This window comes from Bacillota bacterium, from assembly GCA_012842395.1.
Taxonomy (GTDB): Bacteria; Bacillota; SHA-98; order UBA4971; family UBA4971; genus UBA6256.
The window spans coordinates 376,338-393,373 of the sequence record DUSX01000034.1; the positions used below are offsets into that span (position 1 = coordinate 376,338).

At 63.1% G+C, this 17,036-nt stretch carries 18 protein-coding genes; all 18 read right to left on the reverse strand.

Annotated elements, in window-relative coordinates; all coding sequences use genetic code 11:
* Positions 1–100: 100 nt before the first annotated feature.
* On the reverse strand, positions 101–1,447 hold the full coding sequence (gene lysA / locus GX515_11475; protein ID HHY33613.1) for a diaminopimelate decarboxylase: 1,347 nt from the start codon (positions 1,445–1,447) through the stop codon (positions 101–103).
* A gap of 233 nt (positions 1,448–1,680) precedes the next feature.
* Entirely contained in the window at positions 1,681–2,640 is a 960-nt protein-coding gene (locus GX515_11480; protein ID HHY33614.1) for a 2-hydroxyglutaryl-CoA dehydratase, read from the reverse strand.
* Positions 2,641–2,648: 8 nt separating this feature from the next.
* Positions 2,649–3,776, reverse strand: a complete 1,128-nt coding sequence (locus tag GX515_11485) for a CoA protein activase (protein HHY33615.1) — start codon at positions 3,774–3,776, stop codon at positions 2,649–2,651.
* A gap of 4 nt (positions 3,777–3,780) precedes the next feature.
* Positions 3,781–4,812, reverse strand: a complete 1,032-nt coding sequence (locus tag GX515_11490) for a hypothetical protein (protein ID HHY33616.1) — start codon at positions 4,810–4,812, stop codon at positions 3,781–3,783.
* Positions 4,813–4,899: 87 nt separating this feature from the next.
* The gene (locus tag GX515_11495) at positions 4,900–5,463 is read right to left on the reverse strand and encodes a stage V sporulation protein AE (GenBank protein HHY33617.1); all 564 of its coding nucleotides are present in this window, start codon (positions 5,461–5,463) and stop codon (positions 4,900–4,902) included.
* 15 nt (positions 5,464–5,478) lie between these two features.
* Positions 5,479–5,829: a stage V sporulation protein AE gene (gene spoVAE, locus GX515_11500; GenBank protein HHY33618.1), complete on the reverse strand. Its 351-nt coding sequence runs from the start codon at positions 5,827–5,829 to the stop codon at positions 5,479–5,481.
* 110 nt (positions 5,830–5,939) lie between these two features.
* Positions 5,940–6,950, reverse strand: a complete 1,011-nt coding sequence (spoVAD, locus tag GX515_11505) for a stage V sporulation protein AD (GenBank protein ID HHY33619.1) — start codon at positions 6,948–6,950, stop codon at positions 5,940–5,942.
* Between the two features lie 19 nt (positions 6,951–6,969).
* On the reverse strand, positions 6,970–7,431 hold the full coding sequence (locus GX515_11510; GenBank protein HHY33620.1) for a SpoVA/SpoVAEb family sporulation membrane protein: 462 nt from the start codon (positions 7,429–7,431) through the stop codon (positions 6,970–6,972).
* 73 nt (positions 7,432–7,504) lie between these two features.
* Complete coding sequence (locus tag GX515_11515; protein HHY33621.1) at positions 7,505–7,711, reverse strand: dodecin domain-containing protein; 207 nt, start codon at positions 7,709–7,711, stop codon at positions 7,505–7,507.
* A 253-nt stretch (positions 7,712–7,964) separates the two neighbouring features.
* Positions 7,965–8,726 carry a SigB/SigF/SigG family RNA polymerase sigma factor gene (locus GX515_11520; protein ID HHY33622.1) on the reverse strand — a complete coding sequence of 254 codons (762 nt, stop codon included), beginning with the start codon at positions 8,724–8,726 and terminating at the stop codon, positions 7,965–7,967.
* On the reverse strand, positions 8,710–9,162 hold the full coding sequence (locus GX515_11525) for an anti-sigma F factor (GenBank protein ID HHY33623.1): 453 nt from the start codon (positions 9,160–9,162) through the stop codon (positions 8,710–8,712). Before GX515_11525 ends, GX515_11520 begins: the two co-directional genes overlap by 17 nt.
* A gap of 4 nt (positions 9,163–9,166) precedes the next feature.
* Entirely contained in the window at positions 9,167–9,514 is a 348-nt protein-coding gene (locus GX515_11530) for an anti-sigma factor antagonist (protein ID HHY33624.1), read from the reverse strand.
* Between the two features lie 289 nt (positions 9,515–9,803).
* Positions 9,804–11,015 carry a D-alanyl-D-alanine carboxypeptidase gene (locus GX515_11535; GenBank protein HHY33625.1) on the reverse strand — a complete coding sequence of 404 codons (1,212 nt, stop codon included), beginning with the start codon at positions 11,013–11,015 and terminating at the stop codon, positions 9,804–9,806.
* Between the two features lie 426 nt (positions 11,016–11,441).
* Complete coding sequence (locus tag GX515_11540; GenBank protein HHY33626.1) at positions 11,442–12,755, reverse strand: pyrimidine-nucleoside phosphorylase; 1,314 nt, start codon at positions 12,753–12,755, stop codon at positions 11,442–11,444.
* Positions 12,742–13,884, reverse strand: coding sequence for a site-specific tyrosine recombinase XerD (gene xerD, locus GX515_11545; protein ID HHY33627.1), 1,143 nt, complete (start codon positions 13,882–13,884; stop codon positions 12,742–12,744). The genes GX515_11540 and xerD overlap by 14 nt, the downstream gene beginning before the upstream one ends.
* Positions 13,885–14,195: 311 nt before the next feature.
* Positions 14,196–14,846 (reverse strand): stage II sporulation protein M, encoded by a 651-nt coding sequence (gene spoIIM, locus GX515_11550; GenBank protein HHY33628.1) that lies wholly within the window; start codon positions 14,844–14,846, stop codon positions 14,196–14,198.
* Between the two features lie 65 nt (positions 14,847–14,911).
* On the reverse strand, positions 14,912–15,457 hold the full coding sequence (locus GX515_11555) for an NUDIX hydrolase (protein ID HHY33629.1): 546 nt from the start codon (positions 15,455–15,457) through the stop codon (positions 14,912–14,914).
* 401 nt (positions 15,458–15,858) lie between these two features.
* Complete coding sequence (locus GX515_11560) at positions 15,859–16,947, reverse strand: DUF3866 family protein (protein ID HHY33630.1); 1,089 nt, start codon at positions 16,945–16,947, stop codon at positions 15,859–15,861.
* Positions 16,948–17,036 lie beyond the last annotated feature (89 nt).

Below are 17,036 nucleotides of genomic sequence, written 5' to 3' on the forward strand. Positions count from 1 at the left end.
CCTTTAACCCGATCGACAGTGTGCTGCGATGAGTCTTGACCCTCAGTGTCCTCCCCCGAGGACGCTGGGGTTGCGCGTACTTGCACGACGGATTGACTGGTCACGCGCTGTCCGCGGCGCTCGCGCACGACGATGACGAGGCCTCGTAAGGAAGCTCCAGCCTTGCCGGGATACGGTCACGGGCCGCAACGTCTTGATAGCTCTCCCTCGCGACGACCACGTCCGCCATCCCGCCTTTCACGAAAACCACCGCGGGCCTGGGATACCTATTGTAATTGCTAGACATCGAGTAGTTGTACGCGCCGGTGGTCAACACAGCCAGGACATCGCCAGGTTGAAGGCGAGGAAGAGGGATGTCCCATATGAGCATGTCTCCGGACTCGCAGTGTCGGCCGGCGATCGACACTCTTTCCTCGGGAGGAGCGAGGACCCGCGTCACCACGACCGCCTCGTATGACGCCTGATAGAGCGCCACCCTGGGGTTGTCAGCGAGGCCGCCGTCCACGGCGACGTACTTCCGCCCTCCAGGGACCTGCTTGATGGCGCCGACCGTGTACAACGTCGTGCCAGCCTCGCCCACTATGTATCGTCCCGGCTCCACCATGAGCCGCGGCATCTCAAGGCCGTGCGCAAGGCATTTCTCCCGGATGACTCTGGAGATCGCAGACGCGTACTTCCCGAGGGGGATCCTTTCCTCCCCTGACCTGTATCTGACCCCGAGCCCGCCTCCGAGATTCACCTCGCGCACGATGCATCCGGTGTTTCTCTTGAGGTCGGATGCGAAGTCCATGATCGCCGCGGCCGCCATTCCAAAAGGCTCCACTGCGAGTATCTGGGAGCCGATGTGACAGTGCAGGCCCTCAAGGACGAGAAGCTCGCTGGCAAGCACCCTTCTTGCCGCGGCCATGGCCTCCCCGTTTACGATCGACAGCCCGAACTTGGAATCAAGCTGACCTGTGCGGATATACCCGTGGGTGTGCGCGTCCACGCCGGGAGTCAAGCGGAGTTGCACGTGGACCCTCTTGCGGAACCTGCGGGCTACTCCCTCAAGCAGGTCCAGCTCATACATGTTGTCCACGACAAACCTCAGCACCCCCGCGCGAACGCCCATCTCGACCTCATCAAGGGACTTGTTATTCCCGTGAAAAAGGATGCGTTCCGGAGGAAACCCCGCCTGGAGCGCGGTATACAACTCTCCGCCGGACGCCACGTCCAAGCCCAGGCCCTCTTGGTGGACGAGCCTGCACATGGCAAGCGTCGAAAATGCCTTGCTTGCGTAAGCGACAAACACATCAGGATACGCCCGGGAGAGCGTTCCTGCGATCTCGCGGCACCTCGCCCGGATGTCGTCCTCGTCCATGACGTAAAGCGGTGTGCCGAACTCCCGCGCCAGGCGGTCGCACGTCAAGCCGCCGATCTCAAGCCTTCCGTCATCCGTTATCCTCATCGTTCCGCGAAGGTCCACTCGTTCTCCGCTCCAATCCCCGCTCAAGCCGGCTCAGCATGTCACAGTTTCCTCCATGATAGCACGCAGGCTGGGACGGGTCAAGGAAACGGTGACGCCGTGACGCCGCGGCGCGTGCCGCGCCCTGTGCCTCGCAAGCTCCGGTCACGATGCAAGTTTATTCTGCGCCGGGCTCGCTGGTGCTCGCAGCCACATGTGGGCCTCGCGGGCACGGGTCAGAACGAATCCCAACGACCGCACCGGGAACCCCATCTCGCGATGACCTCGTGCCCCATCCTTATGTTCACCACCTCGCACAGGTTCGGGCAACCCTTGCACTCAAAAGTAGATGCGGCGTAGTCCATATCGAGCGCGTGGAACCCGCGGAAGTTTGAAGGGCCGCCGCGGCGTTCCACCTCCTCGGCAGCCAGAAGGGCCGCGCCGATGGCGCCCATGACGTTGTAATGCTCCGGGACGGTCACTGGGGTCCCGAGGGCCTTTTCGAAAGCCGCCTTCATCCCCACATTTGCCGCGACCCCGCCCTGGAAGACGATCGGCGGCTGGATGTCCTTGCCCTTGCCGACATTGTTGAGGTAGTTCCTGACGAGCGCCTCGCACAGGCCCGCAACGATGTCTTCGATGCGGTGGCCCATCTGTTGCTTGTGAATCATGTCCGACTCTGCGAACACGGCACACCTTCCCGCGATCCTCACAGGCGTCTTGGACATGAGCGCGAGCTCGCCGAACCTCTCGATGGGCACTCCAAGCCTCGCAGCTTGCTGGTCAAGGAAGGAACCCGTTCCCGCAGCACACACCGTGTTCATGGCGAAGTCGATGACCGCGCCCTCCCTCAGGATGATTATCTTGGAGTCTTGCCCGCCGATCTCGATGACCGTCCGCACCTCGGGAACCACGTGCGCGGAGGCGACCGCGTGAGCCGTGATCTCGTTTTTCACGCAGTCGGCACCGACGATCACACCGGCAAGCCTCCTTCCACTGCCGGTGGTGCCCACCCCCGCGATCTCCGTTTCAGAGGCGGTGGGAGCAAGCATTCTCATGCCCTCCTGAATGGCGGCGATGGGCTCACCCTTGGTCCGGAGATACACTTTCTCCAGGACCTCCCCCTGTTCGTCCATGAGCACAAGGTTCGTGCTGACTGATCCGACATCCACACCGAGATACGCTCTACGAGCCATACATGCCCTCACCCCATCGTTCCGTCCCTCGCCCGCCGCCGGCGCCGAGACCGCTCAACGAGGTCCACGAACGCTTCGAGCCGCGTGAGCACTCCGGTGTCCGAGGAATGTTCGTCGAATACAAGGGTCATCACAGGAATGCCCAGGTCTCGCGAAACCGCCGGAAGCACGTCTTGCGCCACAATCTCCGGCATGCACGTGAATGGAGCAAGCTGGATCACCCCGTCGAACCCTCTCCTCGCGTACTCCACTGTGTGGCCCACTGTCTCAACGCCGTGCCCGCCCACGAAATGGCACAGGTACGGCTTGGCGAGGTCGTACGGTCTCCTACTCTTGCGCAAGCGCATGAAGTCCTTGAAAACGTGTTCCTTGACCCAGTCACCTATGTATATGGACCTCTCCACGAGCACCCCCATCTCTCCGAGACGGCGCTCGACCTCGAAATTGACAAAGGGCTCAAGGACCACGTAAACCTCTCCGACGATGCCTATCCTCGGGGGGCTCTCCGGGTTGCGCCTCGAGGCGCCCGGCGTTGGATCCTGCACGCTACGAAGCATCTCCTGGCCCTCTTCGAGCGCCCGTCTCACCTGCGAGATGCCGGATGCCTCATCGACCAGCTTCAGGGCAGACCCGAGCGCGGACGTCGCTGCTCCGCGCCGTCTCTCGAACGGCCGCGCTCGCTGCGCCGCCTTCTCTAGCTCGTCCACGGCCGTCATCTTGGCCCAGGCGAGTCTCACGGCGCCAACGTACTTTCGCATGGGGTTCCGCCCCACAAGTCGCCCTACCTGTTCCAACACGTGCCGGATCCTTCCCTGAGGAGGCTCGATGATGACCATGTCGAACTCATACCCGAGGGCTTTCAGGATCTCGCGCTGTACCTCGCCATACATGCCGAACCGGCACGGTCCCACGCCCCCGGCCATGGCGATCGTGTCGGCCCCGAGCTCTAAGGCCTCCACGTAATTGCCGATGTTTACTTTGAGCGGCAGGCACGCGAACTCGGGCGAGTAGCGCGAGCCGATGGAGAGCGTGCGCTTGCTTGGCATGGGAGGCACGACCACCTCCGCCCCGAGGTCCTCGAGAAGCGCCTTAACGGTTATATAGAGATTGCCCATGTGAGCAAAGGTGATCTTCATGGTATCACTGCTTTCTCCTTCGCGTCACGACGTCTACGAACGCCTCGAGCCTCGTGAGGACGCCTGCCTCGCCCGTATGCTCGTCCACCGTTATGGTGGCGAACGGCACATCTCTGTGACGCACTGCTTCGCGCTCGAGGATGTCGCCAATGAGCGACTCTGGCCCGCACGCGAAGGCGCTCATGTGCAGGCAACCATGGACCGTGCCCGACCTCAGGAAATGGAACCCCGCCCCGAGGAGCCTCCTCCCGATGGTCCAGAAGACCCTCTTCGGGAATCGCGCAGCTTCGCGCTCGGTCACAGCCCAGGGGAGCATGTCCGCCGTTATGACGGTCGCCCCCATCTCTCGTAGCCGGCGTATGACGTTCATGCTCACGAACGAGTCGTAGATGATGTACGGATGTCCCACGAGCCCGATGACGACGTTCGCGGCCCCGCCACCGCCGCGTGCGACGCCGGACGTCGACGACGCAGCGGCCACGGCCCTCTGGGCGAGTTCATCAGAAAGAGGCGCAACGCCCATGAAGGCCATAGCCTCGTCGGGAGTCATCCCGCTCTCCAGGCACCGTCCGTACCGCGTGAGGGCAGCCCGCCCTTTCCTGTGCGCGGCGAAGATCCTAAGCGTGCTACGCGTGAACATCCTTCCCGTGGCAAGGACGGCGCGGACATACTCTCTGGTGGTTCTGCTCAGGTTGATGCACGAGTCGATGATCCTCGGTGCGTCGCGGCAGTTGCACCGGATCATGTCAGGTAGGCCCATGAACTTCGGACAGATGAAGGCCCGTCTCTCAACGGACACGAGCCTCGGCACGAACACGTAGTCGCACTTCCCCGCAAGCGCGAGCACGTGTCCGTGGAAGACCTTGACTGGAAGGCACGCCTCGTCCACCGTGACCTTTATGCCGGCGTCCAGAATCGCCCTTGTCGTCTCACCAGAGGTCACGACGGTCCCGCCCAGGGACTCGAAGAACGCCTTCCACATGGGGTAATAGTGGTAGTAAAGAAGGGCACGAGGAATCCCCACGACCTCTCCCACGACGATATGCCACCTCCCTTGCTTGAAACGCTTCGTCGATAGGTTCCCGAGTTCTCCTCCCCGGCCCACGGCGCCTGCCGGGCGCCGCTACATCTGCTGTTCATCGAGGATCTCACGGATCGCCCTCGTCGTGATAAGCGCACCCTTCTCGACGGCATCCTGGCTATCCATCTTGCCGAGATCCCCCACCCCCACGATCTTCGGGATCTCGAGGCGAGAGAGGATCCCAACGGTATCGCCCTCAAGCCGCTTGTGCCCGGGCGGCTCGGGAGACCCCGACTTCCCGACGGGCCCGCCCGTTACCTCGCCCTCCTTCGTGACGGACTCGTCCACCGTCACGGGACGATCGCTCTTGGTGTTCGATGCCACCGCGACCGCGCCGACTATCTCGATCTCCGGGTCGGCCGCAAACTCCTCGAGCGCGCGTTCTCCGAGGCCCTTGCCTTTCTTTCCGTGGTCATCAAACATCACTATGACGGGCTCCACGGGCGCCTGTTTCGCCATGGCGGCGAGCGCGGCCCCGCTTGTGAGGGTTGGAGTCCCTGCGGACCTCTCGATATAGTGCAGGCCAAGGTTCCGGGCCGCCTGTCTTGCGGCGGCCTTGGCCCTCCCATCGCCGTCGGTTACCACGATGACCCTCTTTTTCGCCAAGTGGCCCTCACATCCTCACGACTTAGGATTGGCGATGAGCGCGACCAGCGTCCCGAAAAACACGGCGACAGCTATGCCCATCCCTGTGTACTCGAAGACGCCCGTGAAAAGCCCAAGGATCCCCATGCGCTTCGCCTCCGCCAGCGCACCCCGGGCGATCGATGCCCCAAAGCCCGAGACGGGAACCAAGGCCCCGGCACCAGCGAACTTGAGCAGCGGCTCGTACAGGTCGAGGCCGCCCGCGATCGCTCCTGCCACGGTGAGTATGACCAGCATGTGACCAGGAGTGAGGTTCGTAAAGTCCAGGATGAGCTGGCCTATGGCGCATATGGCGCCGCCTACAAGAAACGCGTACAGGTACGTCACAGATTCTCCTCCGTTCTTGAGTCGCACGTCTCATGCCTAATACAGAGCTCACGTCCTCGCAACGTTGAACCGGCCAGGCCGCCCGCCTCGCGTCCATTCATGTATTCATGTCACGCTTCGATCACCACGGCATGCGCCACGCAGGGTATGGATTCGCCCTGTTGGCAGCTGAGAGGGCTCATGAGAGCCCCGGTAGCAACGAGGAGCACATTCTTGTACGTGCCCTTCTCCATCTCCTTCAGGACGTGCCCAAACGTCACCACCGCAGAGCACGCGCATCCACTGCCTCCTGCCCCGACATGCTGCGACTTGGTGTCAAACAGCATGAGGCCGCAGTCCCTGTAATTGGCGCCGAGCTCAACGCCGTTGTCTCTCACCAGCTCCTTCAGCATTTCACTTCCGAAGGACGCAAGATCGCCCGTGAGTATGAGGTCGTAATCCTTGGGGCCACGGCCGGTGTCGGCAAAGTGCGTGAGAAGCGTGTCAGCGGCAGCTGGCGCCATCGCGCCTCCCATGTCGTGCACGTCCTTGAGGCCGAGGTCTACCACCTTTCCAACAGTCGCGTGCGTCAGCTTCGGACCCGTTCCCGACGAAGCGAGCACCGCCGCTCCCGCGCCGGTGACCGTATACTGTGATGTGGTCTTGCGCTGGATGTTCAATTCTATCGGATACCTGTACTGCCGCTCAGCGGTCTGGTAATGGCTCGAGCAAGCGACCAGGACGTAGTCGGCGAAGCCGCCATCGATCACCATCCCCGCGAGCGCGAGGCTCATCGCGCACGTGGAGCACGCGCCGTATAGGCCGAAGTATGGGATGGAAAGCTGCCTCGCCGAATAGCCTGCGGAGATTATCTGGTTGAGAAGATCGCCAGCCATGTAATAGTCCACCATGCTCTTCTCGATCTTAGCACGTTCGATGGCGATCTTCGCGGCTTGCTCCAGGATCTTCGTCTCACTTTTCTCGGGCGTTCTCTCGCCGTACGCGTGGTCCGGCAGGACGACGTCGAAGTCGGAAGCCAGTGGCCCCTTGCCCTCTACCGGCCCCACGACCGTCCCTGTCCCCACGATGATCGGCGGGCTAGCGAACTTGACGGTGCTTCTGCCGAGCTTCTTGGCGGGCACGGTCCTCTGGCCTCCTTCATCACGGCGAGGCTATGAACTTGATGGCCGCCACCGCGACGCCTGCGAGAGTCGCGTAAACTATGACGGGCCCGGCGATGATGAACATCTTCGCGCCCATGCCGAGAACCCATCCCTCGCGTTTGAAATCCATGGCAGCAGCGACTATGGTATTGGCGAACCCGGTTATGGGCACGGCCGCCCCGGCGCCCGCGAATTCGCCGAGCTCATCATAGATCCCAAGGCCCGTCGCCACCACGCCCACGAGGATCATGACAGCAAGGGTTGGAGCGGACGCAGCGTTGAGATCGAGGCCGCGGGATTTGAAGAACTCGAGCACGACCTGTCCGAGGATAGCTATGGCGCCGCCGACCACGAAGGCCACGAGCACGTTGCGCAGGTAACGCGGCCTCGGCTTCCTTTTCTGGACGAGCTCCTTGTAAGCCAGCTGCCGTCTCTTTTCTTCTTGCGAGGCTTGGGTCATGTGCGGCAGGTTCGACACCTGCTTCTTCGCTTTCTCCGACGCCACCGTAGATCTCTCCTCGCCGAGCTCGACATCACGTCCCGTCCACCGCAAACGCGATGTGAACGTCGGCTTTGTACTTTGTGACCTTGCCGTCGTCCACGGACGCGGTCATGTTCGTTACCTCGACCCCAGTGATGTTCCTGATGGTCTGGGATGCGGCCCTGACAGCCTGGTTCACCGCGTCCTCCCAGCTCGTTGGGGACTCTCCCATGAGCTCAACTATCTTCACTACTGGCACTCTCAAGCGACCCCCTTTCTCCCAAGTAATTATGCTCACAGCGTCAGGCTTTAATTCCCGGGGTGCTTCGCCACCGCGGGTGCCCCGGCGAATGCCGCAGAGAAGCGCGAAGCCCCGCACCGTATGAGAAGGGCCAGTGCAGGGCGTTCCGTCGTCTGCGTGCCGCCACGTCTTCGCTTTTGCGGTCCAGGGTCGCTTGTACATATGCGCGCGGCTGCAGCGCCGCGCGTCTCAGCCGCCGTCCTCTTCGGGTTCAGGTCAGCTCTTGTCTCAAGCGGCGAAGAGCCCTCTGCTCGATCTTCGAGACCTGGGGCTGCGATATGCCCAAGGCCCGGGCGACCTCCACCTGTTTCATCTCGTCAAAGAACCTCAGCTTAAGCACGGCGCGTTCCGACGGGTTCAGCCTTGTCATGGCCTGCTCTAGAGCGATGGACTCGACCTTCTCGTCTGCGAAGGATTCACCGGTCGCAATCTGCTCCTCGAGCGGGCCGGGGCTTTCTTCGGAGACAGCCTCTGAAAGGGACAGAACGGGTTGAAACGCCTCGCGGGTCTCCGCAACCTCTTCACGGGACAAGCCGGTTTCGGTGGCGACTTCCTCCACGGTGGGCTCGCGGCCGAAAGACGCCCGGAGCCTTTCCCTGGCAGCCTCCACCCGGGCAGCTCGCTCCCGAAGGCTCCTTCCGACTCTCACAGCCCCGGTATCGCGCAGGTGACGCCTTATTTCCCCCATTATGACCGGAACCGCGTACGTCGAAAAGCGAACGCCGAGCGATGGGTCGAACCTGTCAGCCGCATGCAGCAGCCCCAGGCAGCCCACCTGAAACAGGTCCTCTGGGTCGCTCGACCTCTGCGAGAACCGGCTGACTATGCTCATCACGAGCCGCAGGTTCCTCGAGACAAGCTCCTCGCGGGCCCCCGCGTCCCCGCCGCGGATACGCGCGGCAAGCTCGCGAACCTCCTCGTCGGACAGAAGAGGAGTATCGGGGAACCGCACACCTTCAAGACCGCGGTCCATGCTCCTCGCTCCCTGCCATGCGCGGAGCCTTGGTCATGGTGACCCGAACTCCGGCCCCTGGCCTGGACCACACATCAAGGGTGTCGGACAGGGCCTCCATGATAGTGAACCCCATGCCCATTCGGTCGGGGGACGTCGTGAACGCAGGCCGGCGGGCCTGCTCGACGTCGGCGATTCCGCGGCCGCTATCCTCAACGGTGACCGTGAGCACCTCGCCGTCGATGGATGCGCGGATGCGCACGGGGCCGCCGGGGTTGTCATATCCATGGAGCACGACGTTGGAGACGGCCTCGGAGACTATGAGCTTGATGTCGTCTATCTCTTCCACTGTGAACGAGTCGATCTGCGATGCGAAGCACGCTACCGCTACCCTGGCAAACTCGACGTTCTGCGCGATGGCGGGAAACTCGAACGTCACATGGTTCGTCGCGCCCATCCCGTCACACCCCCGATGCCCGCGCCCATGCCTCGTCCTCGGTCTCGCACACGGGGATGATGGTCGCCAGGCCCGAGAGCTCGAAGACCTTGCGAACCTGCGGAGACGGCGACACCGCGACAAGGCTGCCGCCGCGGGCGCGAAGCCGCTTGTACCTGCCGAGGATGACGCCCAGGCCCGAGCTGTCGATGAACGTCACGTCGCGCAGCACCAGGAACATACAGGTGACGTCGGGCCTTGCGTCGAGCTCCTCCTCAACCCTTCCACGGAAATCGGGTGCAGTCCCAAGATCGAGCTCTCCCGAGAGGCGAACCACAAGAACGTTTCCGATGGCCCTGGTCTCGGTCCTCATGCGTAGCCCTCCCGCTACATCCTTCCATATACTGCCATTTGGACGCTCCCGACCGGTTTTATTCTACAGCTCTACCGCGAGTCCTCCCCGAGCAAGCAAAAACGCGCGGCGTCGCCTGTCGCCCGCCACGCGTTGTTTCCAACAGCTGAACCCGGCCAGCGGTTGGATCGTTTGCAGCCTAAGCACATCGCCGGGAGTTCGCGGCCACCCTTCGCGTGAGGTAGGTGCTGTCGGGGTTGCCAGGAAATCAGGCGAAAGCTCACAGCGCCATACCTAGATGAGCCTAGGTTCAGTCCTTCCCCACCCGGAAGAGCGCTCTCAGCATGTTGCGGGTGGCACGAAACAGCACCCTGAACACGCTCCCGCGCTTCACCTCCTCCGCAGCTACAAGGTCGACCCGCGCGACCTCGGTCCCGTCCTCCAGACGCGCAATGAGATCCCCGACCTTCTGTCCCTTCTGCACCGGGGCGTTGATCCTCTCCGGAAGGATCATCTCGCTCGTTACCTTGCCCTCCTCGCCGCGACGCACCACGGCAACAAGGGGATCCTTCGCGACGATGTCGACTTTCTCGACCACGCCGCGCGCCACGTCCAGTTGTGCCATGACCTGGCCCTGCGACGCGATCTCGACGCCGGCGTAATGTCTGAACCCGAAATCCAGGAGAGCCGACGCCTCCTTGAACCGGAGCTGAGAATCGGCCACGTTCAATACGACCGCTATGAGCCTTAGGCCTCCTCTCTTCGCCGTGGCTGACAGGCAGTACCCCGCTTCCTCCGTAAAACCGGTCTTGAGGCCATCAGCCCCCTCGTAGGACTTGATAAGCCTGTTGGTGTTCACGAGAATGTTCTTGCCGCCCCGCACGTAGTCGATCCAAGTAGTGAACCACTCGTGTACTTTCGGGTAGCGGAGCAGGGCGCGGGACATGATGGCGATGTCGCGCGCGGTCGTGTAATGGTCTCGCTGAGGAAGCCCGTGGCAATTGGCGAAATGGGTGCCAGTCATCCCCAGTTCGCGGGCGCGCTGGTTCATCATGTCCACGAAAGCCTCTTCGCTCCCGGCGATGTGCTCTGCCACAGCCACGCTCGCGTCATTCGCAGACACGATGGCGATGGCCTTCAAGAGGTCAGCGAGGCTCATCTCCTCCCCGACCTCGAGCCAGATCTGGGACCCTCCCATCTCCATAGCGTGCTCGCTTGTGACCACCATGTCATCCAGGCTGACTTTCCCCTGCTCTATCGCTTCCATCGCGAGGAGCATGGTCATGATCTTTGTAATGCTCGCGGGCGCCATCCTCTTGTCGGGCTCCTTTTCAAAGAGAACCCTCCCTGACACGGCGTCCATGAGCACCGCCGAGCCAGCAGTGATCGACACGCTTGGGGCCGGGCCTTGCTGTTTCTCCTGGGCTGCCACTTGAACGGGTAGCGCGGCGCTCCACACGTAGACCACGGCAACCGCGAGCGTCGCAAGAGCGATACCCGTCGGCACTCTCCGCGCATGCATCTTGCATCCCCTCCCGCACCCTCGAGGACCATCGAAAGCTCTCGATCAGGTACATATTCGGGCGGATGCAGGTATATACCCGAATCCGCCCAGAGGGGAAGACCCATGGCAGCATCGCAGCTCAGCGAGATACCCGGGGTGATGAACGTCGAAGGTTGCGCGTCTCACGCCACTTAGGCGGCCGCACACGATGTAGGATGTAGACAGATCTCGTAAGCCCGCGCCGCTTCTCAACGCCGCGGTGCCGTCAAAAGTGTCCGCCTCGGCCCCGCGCAGGGCATGCGTGCGCCGCAAAGCGGACCGCACCAAGCCACTAGCGGAACCGCTCGTCACGCCGGGAACGGGCTACCTGTGACTGCACGACGGGGCGTCAGAATCCGGCAACTTGCCTGATGGCCCTGAAGACCTGCGAAGCCCCGCGCTGCGTCAGCGCTGGGCGCCGATAACCCGTTTCACCAAGAGCGGCGGAGACGGAGGCGACTGGGAGATCGTATACGCCGATGACACAAGGCGCGACGCTTCCTCGATGCTGGCAGCGTTATTCGTATGCAGAAGAGCAAGCGGCTCCCCTGCGGCCACCTCCTGGCCGATCTTCTTCTCCACGACAAGCCCGGCCGCGGGGTCGATTGCCTCGTCCTTGACTCGCCGCCCCGCACCGAGTATCATCGCGGCGACGCCGACCCGCTCTGCGTCGATCGCGCTGACGTAGCCCGACGCATGACTCGGAACGGGCACGGTGTGCGCTGCGCGCGGAAGGATCTCAGGACGTTCGCATACGGTCGCGTCTCCGCCTTGCGCCGCCACAAACTCGGCAAATTTGGCGAGAGCTGACCCGTTTTCAAGGAGCCTGCCAAGGAGCTCCCGGGCTCGGTCGGTGTCGGAAGCCGCCCCGCCCAGCACGAGCATGAGCGACCCAAGGGTCAAACAAAGCTCGATTAGATCGGACGGCCCCTGCCCCCGAAGCGCATCGATGGCCTCCCTGACCTCCAGCGCATTCCCCACAGCAAGCCCTAGAGGCTGGCTCATGTCGCTCACGACAGCCGCGGCCCTCCGGCCTGCCCCCTCCACGATCTCCACCATCAAATGCGCCAGAGCCACTGCGTCCTCGTCCGACTTCATGAACGCCCCGCTGCCAGCCTTCACGTCGAACACGATGGCGTCGGAGCCGCACGCCAGTTTCTTGCTGCACACGCTGCTCGCTATGAGCGGCATGCTGTCTACCGTGGCCGTGACATCGCGCAGCGCATACAGCTTCTTGTCGGCCGGCGCCACCGCCGCGGTCTGGCCGACCACGGCGACACCAATGGAGTTCACGTTGCGGACGAACGCGTCCTTGGAAAGGTCCACACGGAACCCGGGGATCGACTCAAGCTTGTCGAGGGTGCCGCCGGTATGCCCAAGCCCGCGACCGGACATCTTCGCCACCGGCACCCCCGCCGCAGCCACGAGGGGCGCCAGAACGAGCGTTGTCTTGTCGCCGACCCCGCCGGTGCTGTGTTTGTCCACCTTGACTCCGCGGATCGCCGAAAGGTCCACGGTCTCCCCTGACCTCGCCATGGCTATCGTGAGGTCGCGCGTTTCGCGCGCGCTCATCCCCTGGAAGAACACAGCCATGCACCACGCCGACATCTGGTAATCCGGGATATCCCCCCGCGTGAATCCGTCCACGAGGAACGTTATCTCCTCACGGGAGAGTTCCTCGCCCCGCCTCTTCTTGAGGATGATGTCATACGGCCTCATCGCGCGTTTTCCCTCCTCGTGATCGCGCCAACGCGGGAGCCGGCGCCTTCCTCTGCGCCCCCGCGGCAGCGTTCACGCTCGTGGATCCGAACGGACGCGGCTCTCCGACGGCGGAATCGTCGCCGGCCACGTCTCCGGGACGATCCGTCGACGCTGCTGGCGCGCCCTCTACTCTTGCCCTCGGGTGCGCAGAGTCGTATATCTCCTTAAGCTTGCCCTTGGCAAGGTGCGTATAGACCTGCGTCGTCGCGATGTCGACATGTCCCAGCATCTCCTGGACGGACCGCAGGTCTGCGCCATTCTCGAGAAGGTGCGTCGCGAAACAGTGACGCAGGGTATGGGGCGTCACCCGCTTCTGTATGCCCGCCTTCGCGGCGTACGCCTTGATTATCTTCCAAAAGCCCTGCCTGGTCATTCTTCTGCCGCGGGCGTTCACGAAGAGCGCGTTCTCAGCGTGGTTCCGCACCAAGAGCGGCCTTGCAGAACGGAGATAAGCGCGCACCCAGCCCGACGCCACGCGGCCAACAGGAACGATCCTCTCCTTGGCTCCCTTCCCCAAGCACCTCACGTAGCCCATCTCGACGTTCAGGTCGCCGATATCGAGCGATACAAGCTCCGACACGCGCATGCCGGTCGCATAAAGCACCTCCAGCATCGCCTTGTCCCTCACCCCTGCCGGGGCCTCAGTGCTAGGCATTTCGAGAAGCCGGCCGACCTCCTCGAGGCTGAGGACGCCTGGAAGACGCCGTTCCTGCTTGGGAGAGCCGAGGTTCACCGTGGGATCCCGCTGGATCTTGCCCTCGCGATCGAGGAACCGATAAAACCCTCTGATCGCCGCGAGCTGCCTACACACGCTGGACGCGGCCTTTCCCTGCCGCTTGAGATGCTCGATGTACGCCATGATGGTGTCCTGCGTGACCTCGTCCAGCGTTCTGCCCTGGCACTCCTCCACGAAACTGGTGAATTGGTTCAGGTCCCTAGCGTACGATTCCAGGCTGTTCTGCGCAAGGCCCCGTTCCACCGCTAGGTATGCGAGGAATTCGTCCAACAGGATCACGCCGCCCTCGCCTCCGTCGCGGGACAAATCCAGACCTGCCACGCTTGCCCGCTGTTTCCAGTATAACACCATGCAAGGGTGGCCGCAATTTCCTGCGCGGGGCCGGAGGACAAGCTCGGGCGTGCCGCCTGGGCATGAGGTCACGCGTTTTCCCTCGCCTCGTGACTTCGTGAGTTGTCGGCCGTCCCAGTGGTCCCACGAGAGCATTCAAGGTCAGGCCAGAGGCCGGACCCAGCCTGTCCCTGCTCTGGCGAACTACGCCTAAGTGAGGGTGCGGTGGCCCTTGCCTCATTCCTAGCAGTTGCCGGTCGCCGGCGTTGAACATCGGCAACCCCGGGCGTGGCCCCTCCGCCGGGAAGTAGCGCGAGCCTTCGGCGACATGCCTAAAGCAGGTACTTGGATACCAGCCTGATGAACGCCGGTGCTACGTACGTGTCCGCGACGCTCCCGATGACTAGGAGGATCACGGCTCCGAGACACACGGCCGCCGTGAAGACGAATTGCGGGTAGATTTGGGTTCTCCTCTGGCTCAGCCTGTCCACGGCGAGAGTCACCGCAAACGCGAGCGAAACCTCGCACGCCGCCAGTATCGCAGGGATTATGAAGACATGCTGGGGGAGCACAGACGCGGCCGCCAGGATGACCCCCTTGGCACCCATCTCGTCGACGAGGAAACCCACGGTGAATCCGATGACGAAGCCTCTCAGGAACAGCAGAACCAGGATGCCGGGAGCCCCAATGACGGTGAGCCCTAACACCAGGGCCAACGCGACGGTCTTAAGGTTATTGTACAGCGCCTGCCTGGACGCAGCCGCCCCGCCAGCCTGGCCCTGTCCCTGGCCTCCGAAGCCCCTGAAAAAAACCATGAGGTCCTCAGCCAACTCCGCTCTTTGGCTCTCGGGCAATGCCTTCACCGAAAGGGAGCCGAAGATGACCCCCATCACAAACATGAACATGACCAGGACGAGGACGGGCAGGTGCCGCCTCAGGGAATCGCCGGAAGGCGCGAGAAGGGAACGCGAATCGTCCAGCATCACACCACCCTCCTCCGGACTACCTCCCTAGATGTGTATGTCCGCACCCACGGCGATATTCCCGGCTAAACGAGCCCTCTCGCTATCGCCATGAAGAGGCCGAGGAGGGTCTTGCCGTCTCTGATCTCACCCCTCGCTATCATGTCATCTAGCTCCGCGCGGGACACTCGCCTGGTCTCGATGACCTCGTCCTCATCGGGCCTCTCATCTCCCGGCTCAAGGCTCCTCGCAAAGAAAAGGTGCAGCACCTCATCACAGAACCCCGGGGACGTGTAGAACGGCACGACTTCCTCGAGGACGCCCGCCCGGTAACCAGTCTCTTCCTCGAGCTCGCGCGCGGCGCACCGAAGAGGGTCCTCGCCTGGCTCGAGCTTCCCCGCGGGGATCTCCCATAGAGCTGACCGAACCGGGTACCTGAATTGACGCACAAGGATCACCGAGCTGTCGTGGTCTACAGCGACCACCGCAACCCCGCCCGGATGTTCCACGACTTCGCGCCGCGACCGCCTGCCCGACGGAAGCTCCACATCGTCCACGCGCAGCCGCAGGACGCTCCCGCTGTACACCGTCGTAGAGCGCAGCTGCCTTTCCACAAGGTTTGGTTCGTCCAATCTCGATCCCTCCAAGATCGTGGGCCGGTGGCATCACACGGCCCAAAGATGCGTATCCTAACTACGTGCGGGGCACAGGTCGTCGCCGCACTTGTGCGGGTTGCTAAGTATGTCGCCACAGGTTCGCGCTGCTCTCCGGCGGGGCGGTCCTGCCCAGGGTTGCCGGTGCTTGCACGACGGGGCGTAGGGAATTCGGCTGTCTTAAGCGCCAAACTCGAACGAAGAAGCGTAAGGTACGGGAGGCTGATTTGCGCATGACCGTTATCATGCACGGGCACGCCATCTGGATAGCCGGAAAACCCAGGGAGGTCCTGCGGGCCCTTGCCGCCCTTTCCAAGAGTCACGCCACCCTCGGCGACCTTCTGTCGCCTGCCACGAAGCGCTGAGACTATGTCAAAGGTTCAGCGCACCGCTTGTGCGATCTTCCCCGCGAGCATGCCCGCAGCGCCCGCTGCCAGGAAGAACACCGGGTCCTCGTCTGGCCCCCTCCCCATGGACGTGACGCGGATGCCTTCCCGGTTGAGCCTGTCGACAGCCGGCCGTCCGTCCTCGGTGAGAATGACGTGCCGCCGGTCTATCCCGTGCTCGGCAAGTTGAGCCATGAGGCGGCGCCACTCGCTGCGATGCAGCTCTGGCAAGGCTACAAGGCAAGGTACCAGGGCGATCTCAGAAAGCACCGTGAGGGTGTGGTGGCTCACCCCGAAATGCCTCGCACGCTCGTCCGAGAAACTCACCCTGGGGACAATGACCGGCGTCCCTCCGAGAGAATACGCCGCGTTTACCACTTGTCCCTGCTCGATTCCGGAGAACCCGTACTTCGTCCCCGTGCCTGCTTGCCCAGGGCCCATGCCTACGATGACGGCGTCAGCACGGGCGCACGCTCGCGCCGCAGCGAGGGCAGAGTAGACCGTCACGGCCTCGAGGTCGCCGCCGAACGCGTGGCCGCAGGTGATGACCGAGTCGACGAGGCCTCTCTTCTTTAGGGCCGGCACGAGCGTGCTGTACGCAACTGGTAAGGCTCCTCCGTCCGTCATCACGTATACGACCCGCGCCGCTCCGCCCGCAGCCTCCTTTATCCCGGCCGCAGCAGGCGCGATCATGCTGTGAAGCTCACAAGCGACCACCGGTATCCCACCCAGTGAGCGAAACGCCTCTATCTCCCGCCGGTGCGGGCTCGCCTCCTCCTCGACGGCCAAGCACCGGACCTGCACCGGCGTGTAGCGGACCTTCATTATGTGGCCTGGACCCGCTCGCATGTCCAAACGCGTCCTGCCGATCACCCACATCACGAAGTGGTGGCCCCCAGTGCCGAGGCCAAGCTCCACCGCGGTGGTGTTCAGGACGACCTCGTCGCCCGGCGCACACGGACCGGTCAACGCCTCGTAACACAACGCCTCCGCAGGCTGGCCGTCGCAAACCACGTCAGCCTTGGCCACCCCTGGACCGAATGGCGTAACCGACTTCACCACGCCGGTCCTCGCCCTCACCAACGCGCCGGTCGCCGCAGCGCTGAAGGACCCTCGTGCAGGGGTACGGCGCCCCGTGTCGTATGTTGTACAGTGAGAACTGGTGTCGTGCG